This window comes from Pseudomonas sp. S3_B08 (assembly GCF_054667725.1).
In genome coordinates this window covers 4,199,259-4,216,011 of record NZ_CP162750.1, presented here as the reverse complement: position 1 = coordinate 4,216,011, position 16,753 = coordinate 4,199,259, and the positions used below count along the sequence as shown (strand labels likewise).

Below are 16,753 nucleotides of genomic sequence, written 5' to 3'. Positions count from 1 at the left end.
GCGAGGTTTTTCCGCATGAATCTGTTCAGTTTGCGGCGTCAGACGCCGAGTCTGGATGACCTCTGCTTCGAGGCGGGGCCATCCGCTATGACCGACCATCTCAATGCCCAACGCCTGATGCCCAGTGTCGAGCGGCCGCATCAAGTGTTCGTTCGCGGCCAGGGTTCATGGCTATGGGACAGCAACGATCGCGCCTACCTCGACTTTTCCCAGGCCGGCGGCGCCAACAGCCTTGGCCACAGCCCCACGGCGCTGGTCAAAGCCATCGCCAATCAGGCCCAGGCGCTGATCAATCCAGGCTTCAATCTGCACAATCGCGGCATGCTCAGCCTCGCCGAACGTTTGTGCGCCAGCACGTCCAGCGATCAGGCGTACCTGCTCAACAGTGGCAGCGAGGCTTGTGAGGCGGCGATCAAACTGGCGCGCAAATGGGGGCGGCTGCATCGCGGCGGCGCCTCGCGGATCATCATGGCTGAGCAGGGTTGTCATGGCCGCAGTCTGGCGACGATTGATCGAGTGCCATTCAACGACCTGCCGGCGCTGCATGCGGCGGTAGACGCGCAGACCGTGGCGATCATGCTGGAGCCGATCCAGAGCGATGCCGGGGTCATTCCCGCGACCGAGCATTACCTCAAAGGGGTCGAGCGACTGTGTCGTGACCTGGGCATTCTGCTGATTCTCGACGAAGTGCAGACCGGCATCGGCCGTTGCGGCAGCTTGCTCGCCGAACAGTCCTACGGCATTCGCGGCGATATCGTCGTGCTCGGCAAAGGTCTTGGCGGCGGCTTGCCGCTGGCGGCCTTGCTGGCGCGAGGTAAGGCCTGCTGCTTCGCCACCGGCGAGCTGAGCGGCACCCATCACGGCAACGCATTGATGACGGCGGCCGGTCTGGTAGTGCTCGACAGCATCCATGACCGCAGCTTTCTCCAGCAGGTTAACGACAGCGGCCAGCATTTGCGCGAAGGCCTTGCGCGACTGGCGCACCGCTACGGCCACGGCGAGTTGCGCGGCCAAGGCCTGTTTTACGGGTTGACGCTGTCCGACGAATGCGCCGACGCCGTCGTCCATGCCGCACTTCACGAAGGCCTGATATTGAACGCCGCGCAGCCTGACTGCCTGCGCTTCACCCCGGCCCTCACTGTCAGCAAAGCCAACATCGACGAAATGCTCCTGCGCCTGGGCCGCGCCTTCTCGCGAGTGCGCACCGCCCAAGTGCAATGTCGCAAGGGCATTGCCGTGTGAGCTGAGCAGCCCCAACCGATTACCCGAACCGTCTCGCGGTATAACGCACGCCCCACGCCTGATTCTTTTGGCGTGGGGCGTTTTTTTGTGGTGCTGGCGATCAAATAGCAAGCGTAATGAACCCTGACGAACGGCGCGTGTCGATTAGCTTGTATGGCTCAAGTGAGCCAACCCCCATTCAGGAGCTGCCCCATGGATTTCATTCGTATCATCATCGCTATTCTGTTGCCGCCACTGGGCGTGTTTCTGCAGGTCGGGTTTGGCGGGGCGTTCTGGCTGAACATTCTGCTGACGCTGTGCGGCTACATTCCAGGGATCGTGCATGCGGTGTATATCATCGCCAAGCGTTGAGTCCAGTGGCGTCTGATCAATAGCTATCGCGGGCAAGCCCGCTCCCACAGTGTTATGAGTGATCACAATTTTTGTGTACACCAAATAACCTGTGGGAGCGGGCTTGCCCGCGATTGGAGCTACGCAGTCTCAAAGTGAGGGCTCAGTCAGTTAGCCCCATCACTCGCCGATAAAACGTCCACTCCTGCTCCAGCGCATGGGCCTGGTTGGCCGCGCGGCGGAAGCCGTGCCGTTCGTCAGGGTAGTAATGCGCTTCGACCGGGATGCCGTTGTGCTCCAGCGCCGCGACCATGTCGCGGGTCTGTTGCGGCACGACCACCGCGTCCAGTTCACCCTGAAAGAAAATCACCGGCACGCGAATGTTATCGGCGTGCAGCAATGGCGTGCGGGCGGCATAGCGTTCGGCATCTCGCTCGGGATCGCCGATCAGCCAGTCCAGATAATCGCCCTCGAACTTGTGCGTGGCCCGTGCCAGCGCGACCGGATCGCTGACGCCGTAGAGGCTGGCGCCTGCGCGGAAAACCTGCCTGAACGCCAGTGCACACAGCGTTGTGTAGCCACCCGCACTGCCGCCGCGAATGAACGCGCGGTCGCCATCGATCAAGCCCTGTCCGGCGAGATGGCTGACCACCGCGCAGGCATCCTCGACATCCACCTCGCCCCAGCGCAGATGCAGCGCTTGGCGATATTCGCGACCATAGCCACTGCTGCCGCGATAGTTGAGGTCGGCGACAGCAAAGCCGCGCTGCGTCCAGTATTGGATGCGCGGGTCGAGTATCGGATAGCACGCCGACGTCGGGCCGCCGTGGATAAACACCACCAGCGGCGGTTTTGCTTCACCGCTCATGGCCGGGTAAAAGAAACCGTGCGCCTCGCCGGAGCCGCTCGGATAACGCAAGGTCTGCGGACGGCTGATGCGTTCGGCAGGCAATGGAGCCACGCCGCCAGCGAGGATTTTCACGGCATGAGAGACACGATCAATGGCGATCACTGCCGACGGGCTGGTCGGCGATGCAGCGATGCAATAGATGAATTGTTGATCCATCGCCAAGTGGCGGAAGCGGCTGTAGTCACCGCTGAAATCTTCACTTCCAAGGGCCAGGCGACCGAAACCACCCTCGCTCCAACTGGCTAAAAATTGATCACCGACAGGCAGCCACGTGCAGCCGCCTAGCTGCCACGGCGCGGGCGCGTGATCGGCCGCGGCACTCGGTAGCGCGTGCAAGCCATCGGACGTTTCGCCCCACGGCTGCCAGTAGCCGCCACGGTCCGTCAGGCAACAGAGCCGCCCATCAGCGTCGAATCGCGGCTGCTGGATCGACTCCTCGATCTGCTCACCGGCAACACAGCGAGGCGCAGAAAAATCGCCTTGCGCGACCATCAAGCGCGTCGAGGTCCACGGCTGATGCGGGCGACTCCACTCGATCCACGCCAGCCGCTGGCCATCGGGGCTGAGCGTTGGTGACGCATAAAAATCCGCACCCTCGGCCAGCACCTGTCGCGTACCGGTCGCCAGATCAATTGCCACCAGGCGATGCCGATCCTGCTGCTCTTCAACCGCCAATACCCGGCCAGCGGCGAATTGCAGATCGCCGTAGCGGCAGTCAGTCGACGTCAGCGCGACCGGCTCGCCATCCAGCGCCTGCCGATACATCTGCTGATCCGCTTCATTGACGAAAACCACCCCGTCAGGCGTCAGACAAAACGCACCACCGCCATATTCGTACACGCGGCTACGCACGCTGAAGCCGTCCGGCGTCAGACGTTTCGCTGCGCCATCGCGCCAATGCCAGATCCGGCATGCGGCATCCTCGGGGCGGTATTCATTCCAGAACACACCATGGGCGCCGAGCTGCAGTTCGGCGAAGTCGGTTCCGGCGGCGACGGCTTGGGCGGCGCTGAAAGGCTCAGCCCTTGGCGATGAGGCGTGAGTTTCGTTCATTGCGAAAGGCCAATTGTTCGATGGTTTGAGTGGCGGTCTCGGCTTCTTCGCGGGCCTTGAGGATCACGCCGTGATGTTCGGACTTGCTGCACACCGGGTCGGCGTTACTGGCGTCGCCGGTGAGCATGAACGCCTGGCAGCGGCAGCCGCCGAAGTCCTTTTCTTTCTCGTCGCAAGAGCGGCACGGCTCGGGCATCCAGTCGTAACCGCGAAAACGGTTGAAGCCGAACGAGTCGTACCAGATGTGCTGCATGCTGTGATCGCGCACGTTGGGAAACTGCACCGGCATCTGGCGGGCACCATGGCAGGGCAGCGCGGTGCCGTCCGGGGTGACGGTCAGGAAGATGCTGCCCCAGCCGTTCATGCAGGCTTTCGGGCGTTCTTCGTAATAGTCCGGAGTGACGAAAATCAGCTTGCACGGATGCCCTTCGGCTTCCAGCCTGGCCCGGTATTCGTTGGTGATGCGTTCGGCGCGCACCAGTTGCTCCCTGGTCGGCAGCAGGCCAACACGGTTGAGCTGCGCCCAGCCGTAGAACTGGCAAGTGGCGAGTTCGACGAAGTCGGCCTCCAGCGCAATGCACAGTTCGATAATGCGGTCGATCTTGTCGATGTTGTGCCGATGGGTGACGAAGTTCAGCACCATCGGATAGCCGTGGGCCTTGACTGCGCGAGCCATTTCCAGCTTTTGCGCAAAGGCCTTTTTCGAACCGGCGAGCAGGTTGTTCACTTGCTCGTCGCTGGCCTGAAAACTGATCTGGATGTGATCGAGCCCGGCCTTTTTGAAGTCGCTGATTTTCTGCTCGGTCAGGCCAATGCCGGAGGTGATCAGGTTGGTGTAGAAACCCAGCTGCCGCGCTTCATGGATCAGTTCGGCCAAGTCCTGACGCACCAACGGTTCGCCCCCGGAAAAGCCCAATTGCGCCGCGCCCATCTCCCGCGCTTCGCGGAACACCTTGATCCATTGCTCGGTGGTCAGCTCTTTGCCCTGCTCGGCGAAATCCAGCGGATTGGAGCAGTACGGGCATTGCAGCGGGCAGCGGTAGGTCAGCTCGGCGAGCAACCAAAGGGGCAGGCCGACTTCAGGTTTCGGCGGTACTTGCACTGACGAATCAGGCAAGTTCGATCCAGTGCTGCGCACGGGCAACCTCCATGAATTGCTCGATGTCGTCACCAAGCTCGGGCACGCCGGGGAACTGCTCGTCGAGTTTGGCAATGATCGCCGCGACATCGCGTTCGCCATCAATCAAGCCGCCGATCAGTGCGGCGCTGTCGTTGAGTTTGATCATGCCTTCAGGGTAGAGCAGCACGTGACCCTTTTGCGCCGGCTCGTATTGGAAGCGATAGCCCGGGCGCCAGCTCGGCACTTTGCTGCGGTCGAAACTCATAAGATGATTCCTTTATGCCAGACCCGTTGTTCGGTCACGCTGTGATACGGCGGACGGTTCAGTTCGTAGGCCATGCTCATGGCATCGAGCATGCTCCAAAGAATGTCCAGTTTGAACTGGAGAATTTCCAGCATGCGCTCCTGGCCTTCGCGGGTCTTGTAGTGCTCGAGGGTGATCGCCAGCCCATGTTCGACGTCACGCCGCGCCTGACCGAGGCGGGTGCGGAAATATTCATAACCGGCCGGGTCGATCCACGGGTAATGCTGCGGCCAACTGTCCAGACGCGACTGGTGGATCTGCGGCGCGAACAGTTCGGTCAGCGAGCTGCTGGCGGCCTCCTGCCAACTGGCGCGACGGGCGAAGTTGACGTAGGCATCGACGGCGAAACGCACGCCGGGCAGCACCAGTTCCTGGGAGCGCAATTGGTCCGGGTCGAGGCCAACAGCCTGGCCCAGACGCAGCCAGGCTTCGATGCCGCCATCTTCACCGGGTGCGCCGTCGTGGTCGAGCAGGCGCTGAATCCACTCGCGGCGGATTTCCCGATCCGGGCAATTGGCGAGGATCGCTGCGTCCTTCAGGGGAATGTTCACCTGATAGTAGAAGCGGTTGGCGACCCAGCCCTGAATCTGCTCGCGGGTCGCACGGCCTTCGTACATCGCCACGTGGTAAGGGTGGTAGATGTGGTAGTAGGCGCCCTTGGCGCGCAGGGCCGCTTCGAATTCGGCGGGGGACAGCGGGGTGTCGGTCATGTCTGTTCTCCGGGAACAACCCTGGAAATCTCTGGTGTCTGTGCTGGCCTCTTCGCGAGCAGGCTCGCTCCCACAGTTGATCGCATTCCATTGTAGGAGTGAGCCTGCTCGCGATAGACCGCGCAGCGGTCTCGATTGCTTAAAGCACGATACTCATGCCGTCGAACGCCACTTCAACATTACGCCGCGCCAGCTCGGCACGCTCCGGCGAATCCTCGTCGAGGATCGGGTTGGTGTTGTTGATGTGGATAAGTACCTTGCGCTGCTCGGGCAACTGCTCCAGCACTTCCAGCATGCCGCCGGCGCCGTTCTGTGCCAGATGGCCCATCTCGCGACCGGTGCGGGTGCCGACGCCACGGCGCTGCATTTCATCGTCATCCCACAGCGTGCCGTCGACCAGCAGGCAATCGCTGCCCGCCATGATTTCCAGCAACGGCGCATCGACCTTGCCCAGTCCCGGCGCGTAGAACAGCTTGCCGCCAGTGTTGAGGTCTTCAACGATCAAACCGATGTTGTCGCCCGGATGCGGATCGAAACGGTGCGGCGAATACGGCGGCGCGGCGCTGCGCAACGGCAACGGGGTGAAACGCAGATTCGGGCAGGCGGCTACGGTGAAGCTCTGGTCGAGCTCGATACGGTTCCAGTCCAGCCCGCCGTTCCAGTGGGTGAGCATCTTGAACAGGGGAAAACCGGTGCTGAGGTCTTCATGAACCATGTCCGTGCACCAGACCTGATGCGGGCAGCCTTCGCGCAAGCTGAGCAGGCCGGTGGTGTGGTCGATCTGGCTGTCCATCAGGATGATCGCGCTGATGCCGGTGTCGCGCAGGGCCCGGCCCGGTTGCATCGGGGCGAAGCTTTGCATTTGCGCGCGGATGTCCGGCGAGGCATTGCACAGCACCCAGTTCACGCCGTCATCGGAAATGGCGATGGACGATTGGGTGCGGGCCTTGGCATTCAGGCTGCCGTCGCGAAAGCCTGCGCAGTTGACGCAGTTGCAGTTCCACTGCGGAAAACCGCCACCGGCGGCCGAACCCAGAATCTGGACGAACATGAACGCTCCATCATTTCAACGCGGAAAATAAAACGCCTCGGCGAGCCGAGGCGTTGCACTGCGATTCTGCGTAGGCAGAACTCAGCGGCTTGCGAAGTACATGGTGACTTCGAAGCCGATACGCAGGTCGGTGTAAGCAGGTTTGGTCCAGGCCATGAGATGTCTCCTTCTGAGGGTTGGGATAGCGCTATCCATAGTTATAGTCCACGGCAGCGCGGTGATGTTCCAATTAGTTAGGCGGCTATGTTACTCAAAATTTCAACGCCGTGACCCGTGAATCTTTGAGAAAGCTCCTTGCAGCCTCGGTAATGATCAGTTTGCCGCTTGCCACGGTGTGCCCGGCATCGATTCATTGGCCAGGCAATGCCAGCCACTCTCGGCATTGATCAGGCGCTGCGCAGCGGCCAGCAAAGCCTGGCGATCGAGTTGCCGGATCGCCGTGACCAACTGCTCCCGGTAATCCGACGAATGGCCGGCAAGCTTGCCTTGCCAGAGGAGTTCGGCGGCATCCTTGGTGGACAGTGTGGTGTCGTCGAGCTGATCGGCGAGGCTTTGGCGCCGTTGCTTGAAGCTTGCTTCATCGAGCGTTTCGATCAAAGCGGGAATGCCGTTGAAAAACTCCTGAATGTATTCGAGCAACTTGCCCGCCAGGTTCGTCGGCGATTGCACGCCAAACACAATCGCGGTCATGCCGTGCAATTGACGCAGCGCGCTGAACACGGCGTACCCCAATTGCAATTCGACGCGCAGGCGCTGATAGAAAGGCGTCTGGCACAACTGAGCCAGAAGGCGCCACGCTGCTTCATCAGCGAAGTTGCGGCTGGCTGTCGGGCAGATCAGCAGCAAGGCGTGTTCGCTGGAGGCCGTGTTGATCTGCCTCCAGTGGTACTGGCCTTGGGTTATCGGTGTCACCGGTAGTTGATTGTCCGGTGTGCCGGGAATGCGGCTCAGCGCCAGGCCCAAGGCTGATTGGGTTTGTTGATTAAGGCCTAGAGCGAGGCCGTCCCAGCGCGAAGTTGTCCACAGCTGATTGGCGTCATCGCTGGTTTCAATCGTGGGCAGGGATTTCTCTGGCAACGCTTCGAGTAGTTGGCGGATCGGCATCGACGGTATCTGCACCTCGTCGCGCGGCGAATCGGCGCCGATCATCGTCAGACATTTCAGCGCATGCTCGAGGACGCTGGGCATCGGTTCCTGTAATCCGCTCATTTTCAGCAGGCATTGGTTACCTGCGGCGCTGAAAGACAAGTCCACCCCGGCTTCGGACGCATCCTGTCGGGTCTGGCGCAGACTGCGCTGCAATCTTGCGCGCAGATCGGCGCTGGCCGCGGTCGCGACCTGCCAGCGCAGGTAAATCGCGCCCTCATCGCTGTTGTCCGGCAGGGCCTGGCTGAACTGCATCGGCGATCGCTCGCGACGACTGCGCGAGCGATCCTGGGCGAAGGTGCGCAGGCCACGGTGGGCGCTGGTCTGGCCGCGAATCAGCCCGGCGTTGGCCAGCGGTTCACTGGCGCGCAGGAAAGGGTTGGCGGCGGGCAGATGCCAATGATCGCTGAAGTTATCCACAACGCCGATTTCGCGAAGGATGTGCTCAAGTGCGGCAGCGCCGGATTCGGACAGGCCGAATGCTTGCTGCTCGATGTCGGTTCGCGCCAGTTGCAATGCGCCGCTGACTTGCTGCTGGCGCTGAAGCAGGGCGGCGTATTCCTCGCGCAACGGCGTCCAGTCCTGACGGGCGAAGAAGCTCAGCCAGTCCAGCAGGTGTTCGCGAATGGTATCCAGGCGGTCGCCGCCAGCATTGAATTGAAGATGCAGCAGCGCTTGGCCGGCGAACTGGTAGAGCGGCGTGGCTTTCAGGCTGTCAGCCAGATTCTGTTGATGCAGGTATGCGAGCAATCCACCAGGTTTTGCGCTATTCAACCAATGACAGAGAAAAGCCATCGCCTCGGCGGATGACTCGGGCAACGCGTCGAAAGCGAATAACAGGTTCGCGTGAGCGCCGACCTGTTGATAACTGTTCACTGCCAACGGTGGCGGTGCGGCCTGGGCAACTTTATCCCCAATCGGCAACACCGCTGCGAATTGCTGCGCCAGCTCCCCAAGCTCATCGATACTTTGTGGCCCGACCAGACTCAGGCTCATTTGCCCGGTTCGATAAAACTGCTGATGGAAGTCTTGCAGCGCCCACTGAAACCCTGGCGATTCGACCTGCAAGCTGTCCCGATTGCCCGCATGAAAACCGCGCAACGGATGCTCCGCTGGTAAACCTTCATACAAGGCAAACTGCTGTTGCGCTGTCGGATCCTGCGACCAGGCGACAAACTCCGCCTGCAGCACTTCCCGTTCACGCAGTTGATCGTCCCGATTCATCCGTGGCCGGGCGAGCATGTCTGACAGACGCTCGAGCCCCGCGCTGAAGGACGACACAGGCAACTCGAAGAAAAAATCCGTGGTGCGCTCGCGCGTGCTGGCATTCACCTGCCCGCCGTGACGTTGCACGTAGCCCATCAGCCCTTCGTCTGTGGGAAAACGCTCGGTGCCGAGAAACAGCAAGTGCTCAAGAAAATGCGCCAGCCCCGGCCATGCCAATGGCACGTCATGGCTGCCGGCCGCCACGCGCAATGCGGCAGCGCTGCGCTTGAGACCGGGCACGTGGCGCAGGGTCACGCGCAGGCCGTTGGCCAGGGTTTCAGAGTCGGGGCGGGGATTAGTCGGCGCGGGCATGGGCACTTCCAGAACAGTGAAGTGCCCATGCTAGCGGATTAGCGGCGGTTGAGCGCGCCGTAAAGCTCCGGGCGGCGATCGCTGAGATAGCGATTGGCCCGGCGTGAATCGTTCATCAGTTGTCGATCCAGTTCACCGACGATCAACGCCTCGTCCAGACCTGCCAGAGCGATGCGGCTGCCGTCCGGCGCGGCAATGCTGCTTTGCCCGCAATACTGGATATCGCCTTCATGTCCGCAGTAATTGGCGTAAGCCACGTAGCACTGGTTTTCGAAGGCGCGGGCACGCACGGTGACATCGGCAACGAAATCGAACGGAATCATGTTGGCCGTCGGCACCACGATCAGCTCGGCGCCGGCCAAGGCCAGGCGCCGCGCGTTTTCCGGAAACTCCAGGTCGTAGCAGATCAGGAAGCCGAGCTTCCAGCCGTTCAGCTCAACCACCGGCAACTCCGCTTCGCCGGAGCTGAACATCGACCGATCGAGGTCGCCGAACAGATGCGACTTGCGGTAATTGCACAGGCGCTCGCCATGGGTGTCGATCAGTTGCACGGCGTTGTAGATCTGCCCGTCGGCGGTGCGCTCCGGGTAACCGTAAACGATCGCCAGACCCGCAGCCTTGGCAATCCGGCCGATCTGCTGCGCCCATTCACCGTTATAGACCTCGGCCAGCGTGCTGACCGCTTCGGCGCCGATGTTGTAGCCGGTCATGAACATCTCCGGCAGCACCAGCAGATCGGCGCCTTTGGCCTCCATCGCTACTTGATGCAGGCGATGCAGGTTGGCGGCGGGGTCCAGTGGCAGCGGTGGACATTGGTAAACGGCTACGCGCATTGGGGAATCCTCTTACTCGGGCAGGGCGATAGGGCCGATGTCTTTGAACACATCACCCGGGCCGGGGTTCTCTTTATGTGTGGAGCCGCCGAAATGTTTCATGATGCCCCACACCGCGTTGAGCGAAGTCTGCACTGCGCCTTCGACCCACGCCGGTGTCCACGACACGTCGTCGCCGGCGATGAAAATCCCGCGCTGCTCGGCCGGCATGTCGTCCTGCATGAAGTGCGCGTACATGCGCTGGTTGTAGCGGTAATGGCCGGGCAGGGCGCCTTTGAAGGCACCGAGGAAATACGGATCGGCTTCCCACGACACGGTGATCGGGTCGCCGATGATCCGCGCGGCGATGTCGACTTTCGGGTAGATCTTTTTCAGTGCGTTCAACGCCAGCTCAACGCGTTTTTCCACCGGATGCGGGAGCATTTTCAACGCGTCGCTCATCCACGAGTACGACAGGCAGATCACCCCCGGCTTGTCGTCGCCGTTGTCGAACAGATAGGTGCCACGGGTCAGGCGATCGGTGAGGGTCATGCTCATCACGTCGCGGCCGGTCTCCGGATCCTTGTCTTTCCAGAATGGCCGGTCGACCATCACGAAGGTTTTCGACGACTGCATGTAGCGCGTGCGGTCGAGGGCCATCCACATCTTCTGCGAGAACAGGGTTTCATCGCATTCGATCTGAGTGGTCAGCAGCCAGCTCTGGCAGGTTGTCAGGACGGCGGCGTATTCGCGGGTGTCACCGTTGTTGTCGGTAACGGCGAAACGGCCTTGCGGTGCGTGAGCAATTTTCTTCACACCGGAACGCGGTGCGCCACGGTGCAGGGATTTCAGGCTGGTGCCGGCCGGCCAGTGCACGCAGCGCTCCGGCACATGGCGCCAGATGCCCTGTGGCACCTGTTCGACGCCACCGACCACCAGGTGTTGGTGATCGTCGCAATTGGTCATCACCACGCGGAAGATTTCCAGCATCGAATTGGGGAAGTCCGAATCCCAGCCGCCGGTGCCGAAACCGACCTGCCCGAACACTTCGCGATGCTGGAACGACAATTTGGCGAAGGCTTTCGAGGTGGCGACGAAGTCATAAAAGGTCCGGTCGTCCCACAGCGGCACCAGCTTGTTCCACAGCTCTTTCAGGCGCGGCACATCGCGATCGCGAATGGCTTGCTGGATATCGGAGAACTGCGAACCGGCTTCCAGCGCATCTGCCCAGGCGTCAGCGACTTCCTGGAACAAAGCAGGAAGATCCTTCAGGCTTTCGGCGTAATAGGTTTCGCCTTCCAGATCGATCACGGTACTGCCCGAAGCACCGGTCAGCGGGTTGGGGAAAGGCTTGGTTTCGAGGCCGAGCTTGTCCACGTAGTGATAGAACGCCGTGGAGGACACTGGAAAGCGCATGCCGCCAAGCTCGGCGACGATGGCGTCGGTACCGTTGAAGGCTTGCGAGCGCAGACGACCGCCGAGTTTCGACGCCTCGTACACCACTGGCTTCAAACCGAGTTTCATCAGTTCATACGCAGCCACCAGACCGGCAATGCCCGCCCCGACAATCGCCACCTCAGCGCCATGGTGCTGCTCGGGAATGCTCCCCAGGCCGGCGGGATGCTCGATCCAGTCGTCAAACGCGAACGGAAAGTCCGGACCGAAAATGGTGACAGGTTTTTTTCCGTCTGCAGGATGGCGGTTGTTCTTGTTCATGGCTGACCTTGTTGGTGACCCGACGCAGGGTTCGCGTCTGAGTATAGGAAAAGATGTCAGCCATTCTAGGGAGCGTGGAGCGCGTTAATAAGGCGCAATGTGTCGTCATTTTGCATGATTATTGTGCAGATTGACGATTGCAGGCTGCATACCGACCAAAGTGTGGGAGCGAGCCTGCTCGCGAAGAGGCTCTGAAATTCACCCGAGAAGCTCGATCAAAATCTTAAACCGGCTGACCCCGATCTATCTTGCTACTCAGAATGATCGACGTCGTGGTCTTCTCCACCCCATCGACGCTGCCAATCTGATCCAGCAACTGATCGAGCTGCTCCGGTGAGTCGGTGCGTAACCACGCCACATAATCAAACTCGCCACTCACCGCACACAACTGCTGCACCTGCGCCATCGCACTCAAACGCCGCAACACGTCCTTGCCGGAACGCGGCTGCACCTTGATCCCGACGTACGCCTGCAAGCCACCATCGACCACACGCTGACCAAGACGCACGCCATAACCGGTGATCACTCTGGCCTTTTCCAGCCGGGCCAGGCGCGACGTCACCGTCGTGCGAGCAATGCCTAGCTGACGGGCGAGCATGGCCACGCTTTCGCGGGCGTTGATTTGCAGCGCGGCGATTAGCTGGCGGTCGATTTCGTCGAGGATGGGTTGGCGGGTGTCTGGCAAGGGGGACTCCGGTGGCATGGGACAATCAGGTTAAGGATGGTACAGGGACAATCGCGTTGGGGCTTTCTGCGTTCTCTCAAACGGATTTTCTTGCGCAGTTCCAGAACGTTGCGCCCGCCAAGACGAAACCCAACCACTCGCCCACAAAAAAGCCGCGCATTCAGCGCGGCTTTTCAATTTGGTGGGCCCACACGGACTCGAACCGTGGACCAAAGGATTATGAGTCCTCTGCTCTAACCAACTGAGCTATAGGCCCTCAGTAGGCCGCGGATTATAGCGACGGTTTCGCGGCTGTGCTATCCGAAAAATCCGATACGGTTATATGCAGAAACGTCGCGGCGAATTCGTCCGGGGGCAGCGGCAGGCTGACGATGTAGCCCTGGATCTGTTCACAACCTTCTGCGGCGAGGAATTGTTGTTGCGCCTGGGTTTCCACGCCTTCGGCAATCACGGTGAATTGCATGCTGCGACCGAGCGCGATGATGGCGCGTACGATCGCTGCGTCGTGGGGGTCGTCAGGCAGTCCGCGGACGAAGGACTGGTCGATCTTGAGGATGTCCAGCGGCAGGCGTTTGAGATAGCTGAGCGAGGAGTAGCCGGTGCCGAAGTCATCGATCGCCAGTTGCACGCCGAGGTGTTTGAGCTGGTGCAGCACTGCCAGCGCCTCTTCGGCCTGACTCATGATGAAATTCTCGGTAATTTCCAGTTGCAGTAAATCCGGCCTGAGGCGGTTGTCCTTGAGCAGTTGCTCGATGCGCACCAACAGGTTCGGCTGACGCAGCTGCGCGCCAGCGAGGTTCACCGAGAGCGGCCCCAGCGGTTGGTAGATTCGGCTCCACTCGAACATTTGCCGGCAAGCGGTCTCCAGCACCCAGTCACCGATCTGCAGGATCATGCCGTTCTCTTCGGCCAGCGGAATGAAATGCTCGGGCGGCACGTCGCCGAAGGTTGGGTGGCGCCAGCGAATCAGCGCCTCTGCACCGACCAGACTGTGGTCGACCAGGCTGATTTTCGGTTGGTAATAGAGAAACAGCTCATCGCGCTCGATGGCGCGGCGCAGTTCGTGTTCCAGCGCTACGCGCTCGCTGGCCTGGGCGGTGAGGTCGCGGGTGTAACTTTCAACGCGGTTACGCCCCTTGGCTTTGGAGCGGTACATCGCCGCGTCCGCGTTTTTCACCAGGGTGGCGACATCGCAGCCGTCGCGGGGATAGAGGCTGGTGCCGATGCTCGCGCTGATAAAAAACTCGTGTTCGCCGGCCTGGAACGGCGCACCGAAGCAGTTGAGCAGTTTCGTCGCGATGTTGTCGGCATCGCTGGCTTGCTGCAGGCCCGGCAGCAGAATGATGAACTCGTCGCCGCCCAGCCGCGCGACCGTGTCGATATCGCGCAATTGTTCTTTCAAGCGCACGGCGATGCCCTTGAGCAACAGGTCGCCGACCGGGTGGCCAAGGCTGTCGTTGATGTGTTTGAAACGGTCGAGATCGAGAAACAGCACTGCACCCTGGCCGCCATTTTCCTGCTGGCTGGTCAGGGCCATTTGCAGGCGGCTCTCGAACAAGGTGCGGTTTGGCAAGCCGGTGAGCGGGTCGTGGTGAGCCTGGTAATCAAGCTTGGCCTGCGCATGCTTGAGGCTGGAAATATCGGCGAACACCGCGACGAAGTGAGTGATGAACTTGTCGCGATTGCGCACGGCGCTGATGGTCAGCCAGCTCGGGTACAGCTCGCCGTTCTTGCGCCGGTTGGAAATCTCGCCTTGCCAGTGGCCTTCGTCAGTCAATTGGTGCCACATCGCCGCGTAGAAAGCGCTGTCATGCAGCCCTGACGCCAGCAAGCGTGGCGTGTGGCCCAGCGCTTCACTTTCGCTGTAACCGGTGATTTCGGTGAAAGCGCGATTGACGGCGCTGATGTGTTGTTGAGTATCGGTGATCAACACGCCCTCGGCGGTGCTCTCGAAAACGGTCGCGGCCTGCTGCAGTTTTTCCTGCATGAGATGGCGTTCGGTGATGTCGCGGGCGATGGTCAGCATGCAATCCTCGTCGCCGATCGGCAGCGGTCGACTGGACACTTCGCACAGGCGAATCTGCCCGTCGCTGCGACGGATGTGGCAAGTGAAGTCGCGGACAAACCCGTCGCGCTTTAGCAGATCGAGCATCTGCTTGCGTTCGTTGAGGTTGACCCAGATGCCCAGATCCAGCGTTGAACGATCCACCGACATGGCGCTGTTGAAACCAGTGATACGACTAAAACCTTCGTTGACCTCCAACAGCAGGCCGTCGCTCTGGCGCGACAGCAACAGGCCATCCGGCGACGCATGGAAAGCCTTGGCGAATTTTTCTTCAGAGGTTTGCAGTTGCTGTTGGGTTTCCTTGAGCTGGCTGATGTCGCGAACTACCACCACCAGCGCCGGGGTGGTGTCGAGGTCGAAAGGCTCGGCGGAAATCAGCCCGGTGAACAATTGGCCGTTGTTGCGGCGAAAGGGCATTTCCAGATTACGGATGCTGCCGGCCTGCAAACGCTGCAAGAGGCCCGGCCCCACCCCGGGGATGCCCCAGATATTGAGGTTGGTGGCGGTCTGGCCGATCACCTCCTCGGCCCTAAGGCCGATCTGCTCTTCGAAGGCCTCGTTGACCTCCAGCAGGCAGCCGTCGGACAGGCGCGCAATCACCAGAATGTCCGGGCATTGCTCAAACACCGAAGCGAACTTCTGCTCGGACAGCCGCAGCGCTTCTTCGGTGCGTTTGATTTCGCTGATATCGATCATCAACCCGCGCATCACCGGTTCGTGGCCATGCTCGATCAGGCTGACAATGTCGCGCACCCACAGGCAGCGGCCGTCGGCGGTGATCACGCGATAGTCGACGATGTGATCGCGGCCCTGGCGCAGCGCTTCCCTGCAATAGTTTTGCGTGCGGGTCAGGTCGGCCGGGTGAATGATGTTGTGCCAGAAACCCGGAATCAGCCAGTGAGACTGTGGATACCCGAGCAGGTCTTCAGCATGGGGCGAAACATAGCTGTAGGTGAAGTCGCTCATCCGCGCTTCCCAAGCGATCGCCGACAAGCTCTCCACCAGACCGCGGTAGTGATATTCGCTGCTGCGCAATTCCTGTTCGAGGTCGATGCGCCGGGAGATTTCCGAGCTCAGGCGGCGGTTGATGCGAATCACCACGGCCAGCACCGTCATCAACAACAACAGACCGGGCAGGCCATACATCAGCAGATCTGACCAGAATGTGCGGTGGTCGAGCACATTACCGACCCAATGTTCCTGAATGCTGCTGATTTCCGCCGGTGTCATGTCGGCCAGGACTTTATCGAGAATGCCCACCAACATCTTGTTGTCGCGGGGCACGGCCATCGCCAGTTGATAGCGATACGGGGTTTCGCCGCTGACGTAGAGGCCGTCGAGTTTGAGCTGGCGCAGGCTCCAGACGCTGGAAGCCAGATCGCCGACCACCGCGTCCACTTCGTCAGTCGCCAGGGCTTGCAGCGCCGAACTGACATTGGGCATGGCCACCAGATTCAGATCGGGATGGTGAGTGCGCAGCAGTTCGTGGGGAGCGTAGTTTTCCACTACGGCGATTTTCAGACCGTACAGGTCGTCGAGTTTGCGCGGCTGGGCCCCGCCGACATGGGCCAGAATGACGATCGGGAAGTCGAGGTACGGCCGGGTAAATGACAGGTAATTCTGGCGTTCCGGCGTGGACATGATTCCCGGCAGCAAATCGATCTTGCCTTTTTTGACCTGCTCCAGCACCACCGTCCAGCTTGCCGGTTCGATGGGCGTCAGCTTGATCGCCAAACGTTGGCGAATCACGTCGATATAGTCAGCGGCGAGACCCTGATAGCGGTTCTGGTCGTCACGAAATTCGAAAGGCGGCCACGACGCGTCGACACCCAGGCGCAAGTCAGGGTGAGCCGCCAGCCAGCTGCGTTCTTCATCGGTGAGAGTCAGCGCGTCAGCCGTGGCGGTGCAAATCATCAATGACAGCAGAAAAAGCACGGGCGCCAGTCTGGGCATAACGCTCTCGTCAGGGCTTGGGATGATTGTTTCGAGTGTAGACGGGGTACGCGACGGGGAGGGCGGAGCGGGGAATTT

At 60.9% G+C, this 16,753-nt stretch carries 13 protein-coding genes and 1 tRNA gene; 2 read left to right on the top strand and 12 right to left on the bottom strand.

All coding sequences use genetic code 11. The annotated features are described in order from the left end of the window. Positions 1–15: 15 nt before the first annotated feature. Both AB4N73_RS19155 and AB4N73_RS19150 read left to right on the top strand, forming a co-directional pair. Positions 16–1,242, top strand: a complete 1,227-nt coding sequence (locus AB4N73_RS19155; RefSeq protein WP_460142420.1) for an aspartate aminotransferase family protein — start codon at positions 16–18, stop codon at positions 1,240–1,242. Positions 1,243–1,434: 192 nt separating this feature from the next. After that, on the top strand, positions 1,435–1,593 hold the full coding sequence (locus AB4N73_RS19150; RefSeq protein WP_003228885.1) for a YqaE/Pmp3 family membrane protein: 159 nt from the start codon (positions 1,435–1,437) through the stop codon (positions 1,591–1,593). Between the two features lie 142 nt (positions 1,594–1,735). Here AB4N73_RS19150 and AB4N73_RS19145 read toward each other — a convergent pair whose 3' ends face one another. The 12 genes from AB4N73_RS19145 to AB4N73_RS19090 all read right to left on the bottom strand — a co-directional run bounded on the left by AB4N73_RS19145 (position 1,736) and on the right by AB4N73_RS19090 (position 16,675). After that, positions 1,736–3,535 (bottom strand): S9 family peptidase, encoded by a 1,800-nt coding sequence (locus AB4N73_RS19145; protein WP_460142419.1) that lies wholly within the window; start codon positions 3,533–3,535, stop codon positions 1,736–1,738. Continuing rightward, positions 3,501–4,673 (bottom strand): pyrroloquinoline quinone biosynthesis protein PqqE, encoded by a 1,173-nt coding sequence (pqqE, locus tag AB4N73_RS19140; protein WP_056786640.1) that lies wholly within the window; start codon positions 4,671–4,673, stop codon positions 3,501–3,503. Before pqqE ends, AB4N73_RS19145 begins: the two co-directional genes overlap by 35 nt. After that, positions 4,645–4,920 carry a pyrroloquinoline quinone biosynthesis peptide chaperone PqqD gene (pqqD, locus tag AB4N73_RS19135; RefSeq protein WP_056786642.1) on the bottom strand — a complete coding sequence of 92 codons (276 nt, stop codon included), beginning with the start codon at positions 4,918–4,920 and terminating at the stop codon, positions 4,645–4,647. The genes pqqE and pqqD overlap by 29 nt, the downstream gene beginning before the upstream one ends. Then, positions 4,917–5,669, bottom strand: a complete 753-nt coding sequence (gene pqqC / locus AB4N73_RS19130) for a pyrroloquinoline-quinone synthase PqqC (RefSeq protein WP_039757691.1) — start codon at positions 5,667–5,669, stop codon at positions 4,917–4,919. Before pqqC ends, pqqD begins: the two co-directional genes overlap by 4 nt. A gap of 139 nt (positions 5,670–5,808) precedes the next feature. Then, positions 5,809–6,720, bottom strand: a complete 912-nt coding sequence (pqqB, locus tag AB4N73_RS19125; protein ID WP_323619745.1) for a pyrroloquinoline quinone biosynthesis protein PqqB — start codon at positions 6,718–6,720, stop codon at positions 5,809–5,811. Between the two features lie 81 nt (positions 6,721–6,801). Then, the gene (gene pqqA / locus AB4N73_RS19120) at positions 6,802–6,876 is read right to left on the bottom strand and encodes a pyrroloquinoline quinone precursor peptide PqqA (protein ID WP_003444522.1); all 75 of its coding nucleotides are present in this window, start codon (positions 6,874–6,876) and stop codon (positions 6,802–6,804) included. 156 nt (positions 6,877–7,032) lie between these two features. Then, a complete protein-coding gene (gene pqqF, locus AB4N73_RS19115) occupies positions 7,033–9,444 on the bottom strand; it encodes a pyrroloquinoline quinone biosynthesis protein PqqF (RefSeq protein WP_460142418.1) in 2,412 nt (803 codons plus the stop codon). A 38-nt stretch (positions 9,445–9,482) separates the two neighbouring features. Further along, a complete protein-coding gene (locus AB4N73_RS19110; RefSeq protein ID WP_460059468.1) occupies positions 9,483–10,277 on the bottom strand; it encodes a carbon-nitrogen hydrolase family protein in 795 nt (264 codons plus the stop codon). Between the two features lie 12 nt (positions 10,278–10,289). Beyond that, positions 10,290–11,972 (bottom strand): flavin monoamine oxidase family protein, encoded by a 1,683-nt coding sequence (locus tag AB4N73_RS19105; protein WP_016772878.1) that lies wholly within the window; start codon positions 11,970–11,972, stop codon positions 10,290–10,292. A gap of 223 nt (positions 11,973–12,195) precedes the next feature. Next, on the bottom strand, positions 12,196–12,657 hold the full coding sequence (locus AB4N73_RS19100; protein WP_041476707.1) for an Lrp/AsnC family transcriptional regulator: 462 nt from the start codon (positions 12,655–12,657) through the stop codon (positions 12,196–12,198). A 179-nt stretch (positions 12,658–12,836) separates the two neighbouring features. Continuing rightward, a tRNA-Ile gene (locus AB4N73_RS19095) sits at positions 12,837–12,913 on the bottom strand. Between the two features lie 15 nt (positions 12,914–12,928). After that, a complete protein-coding gene (locus AB4N73_RS19090; RefSeq protein WP_041476706.1) occupies positions 12,929–16,675 on the bottom strand; it encodes a bifunctional diguanylate cyclase/phosphodiesterase in 3,747 nt (1,248 codons plus the stop codon). Positions 16,676–16,753 lie beyond the last annotated feature (78 nt).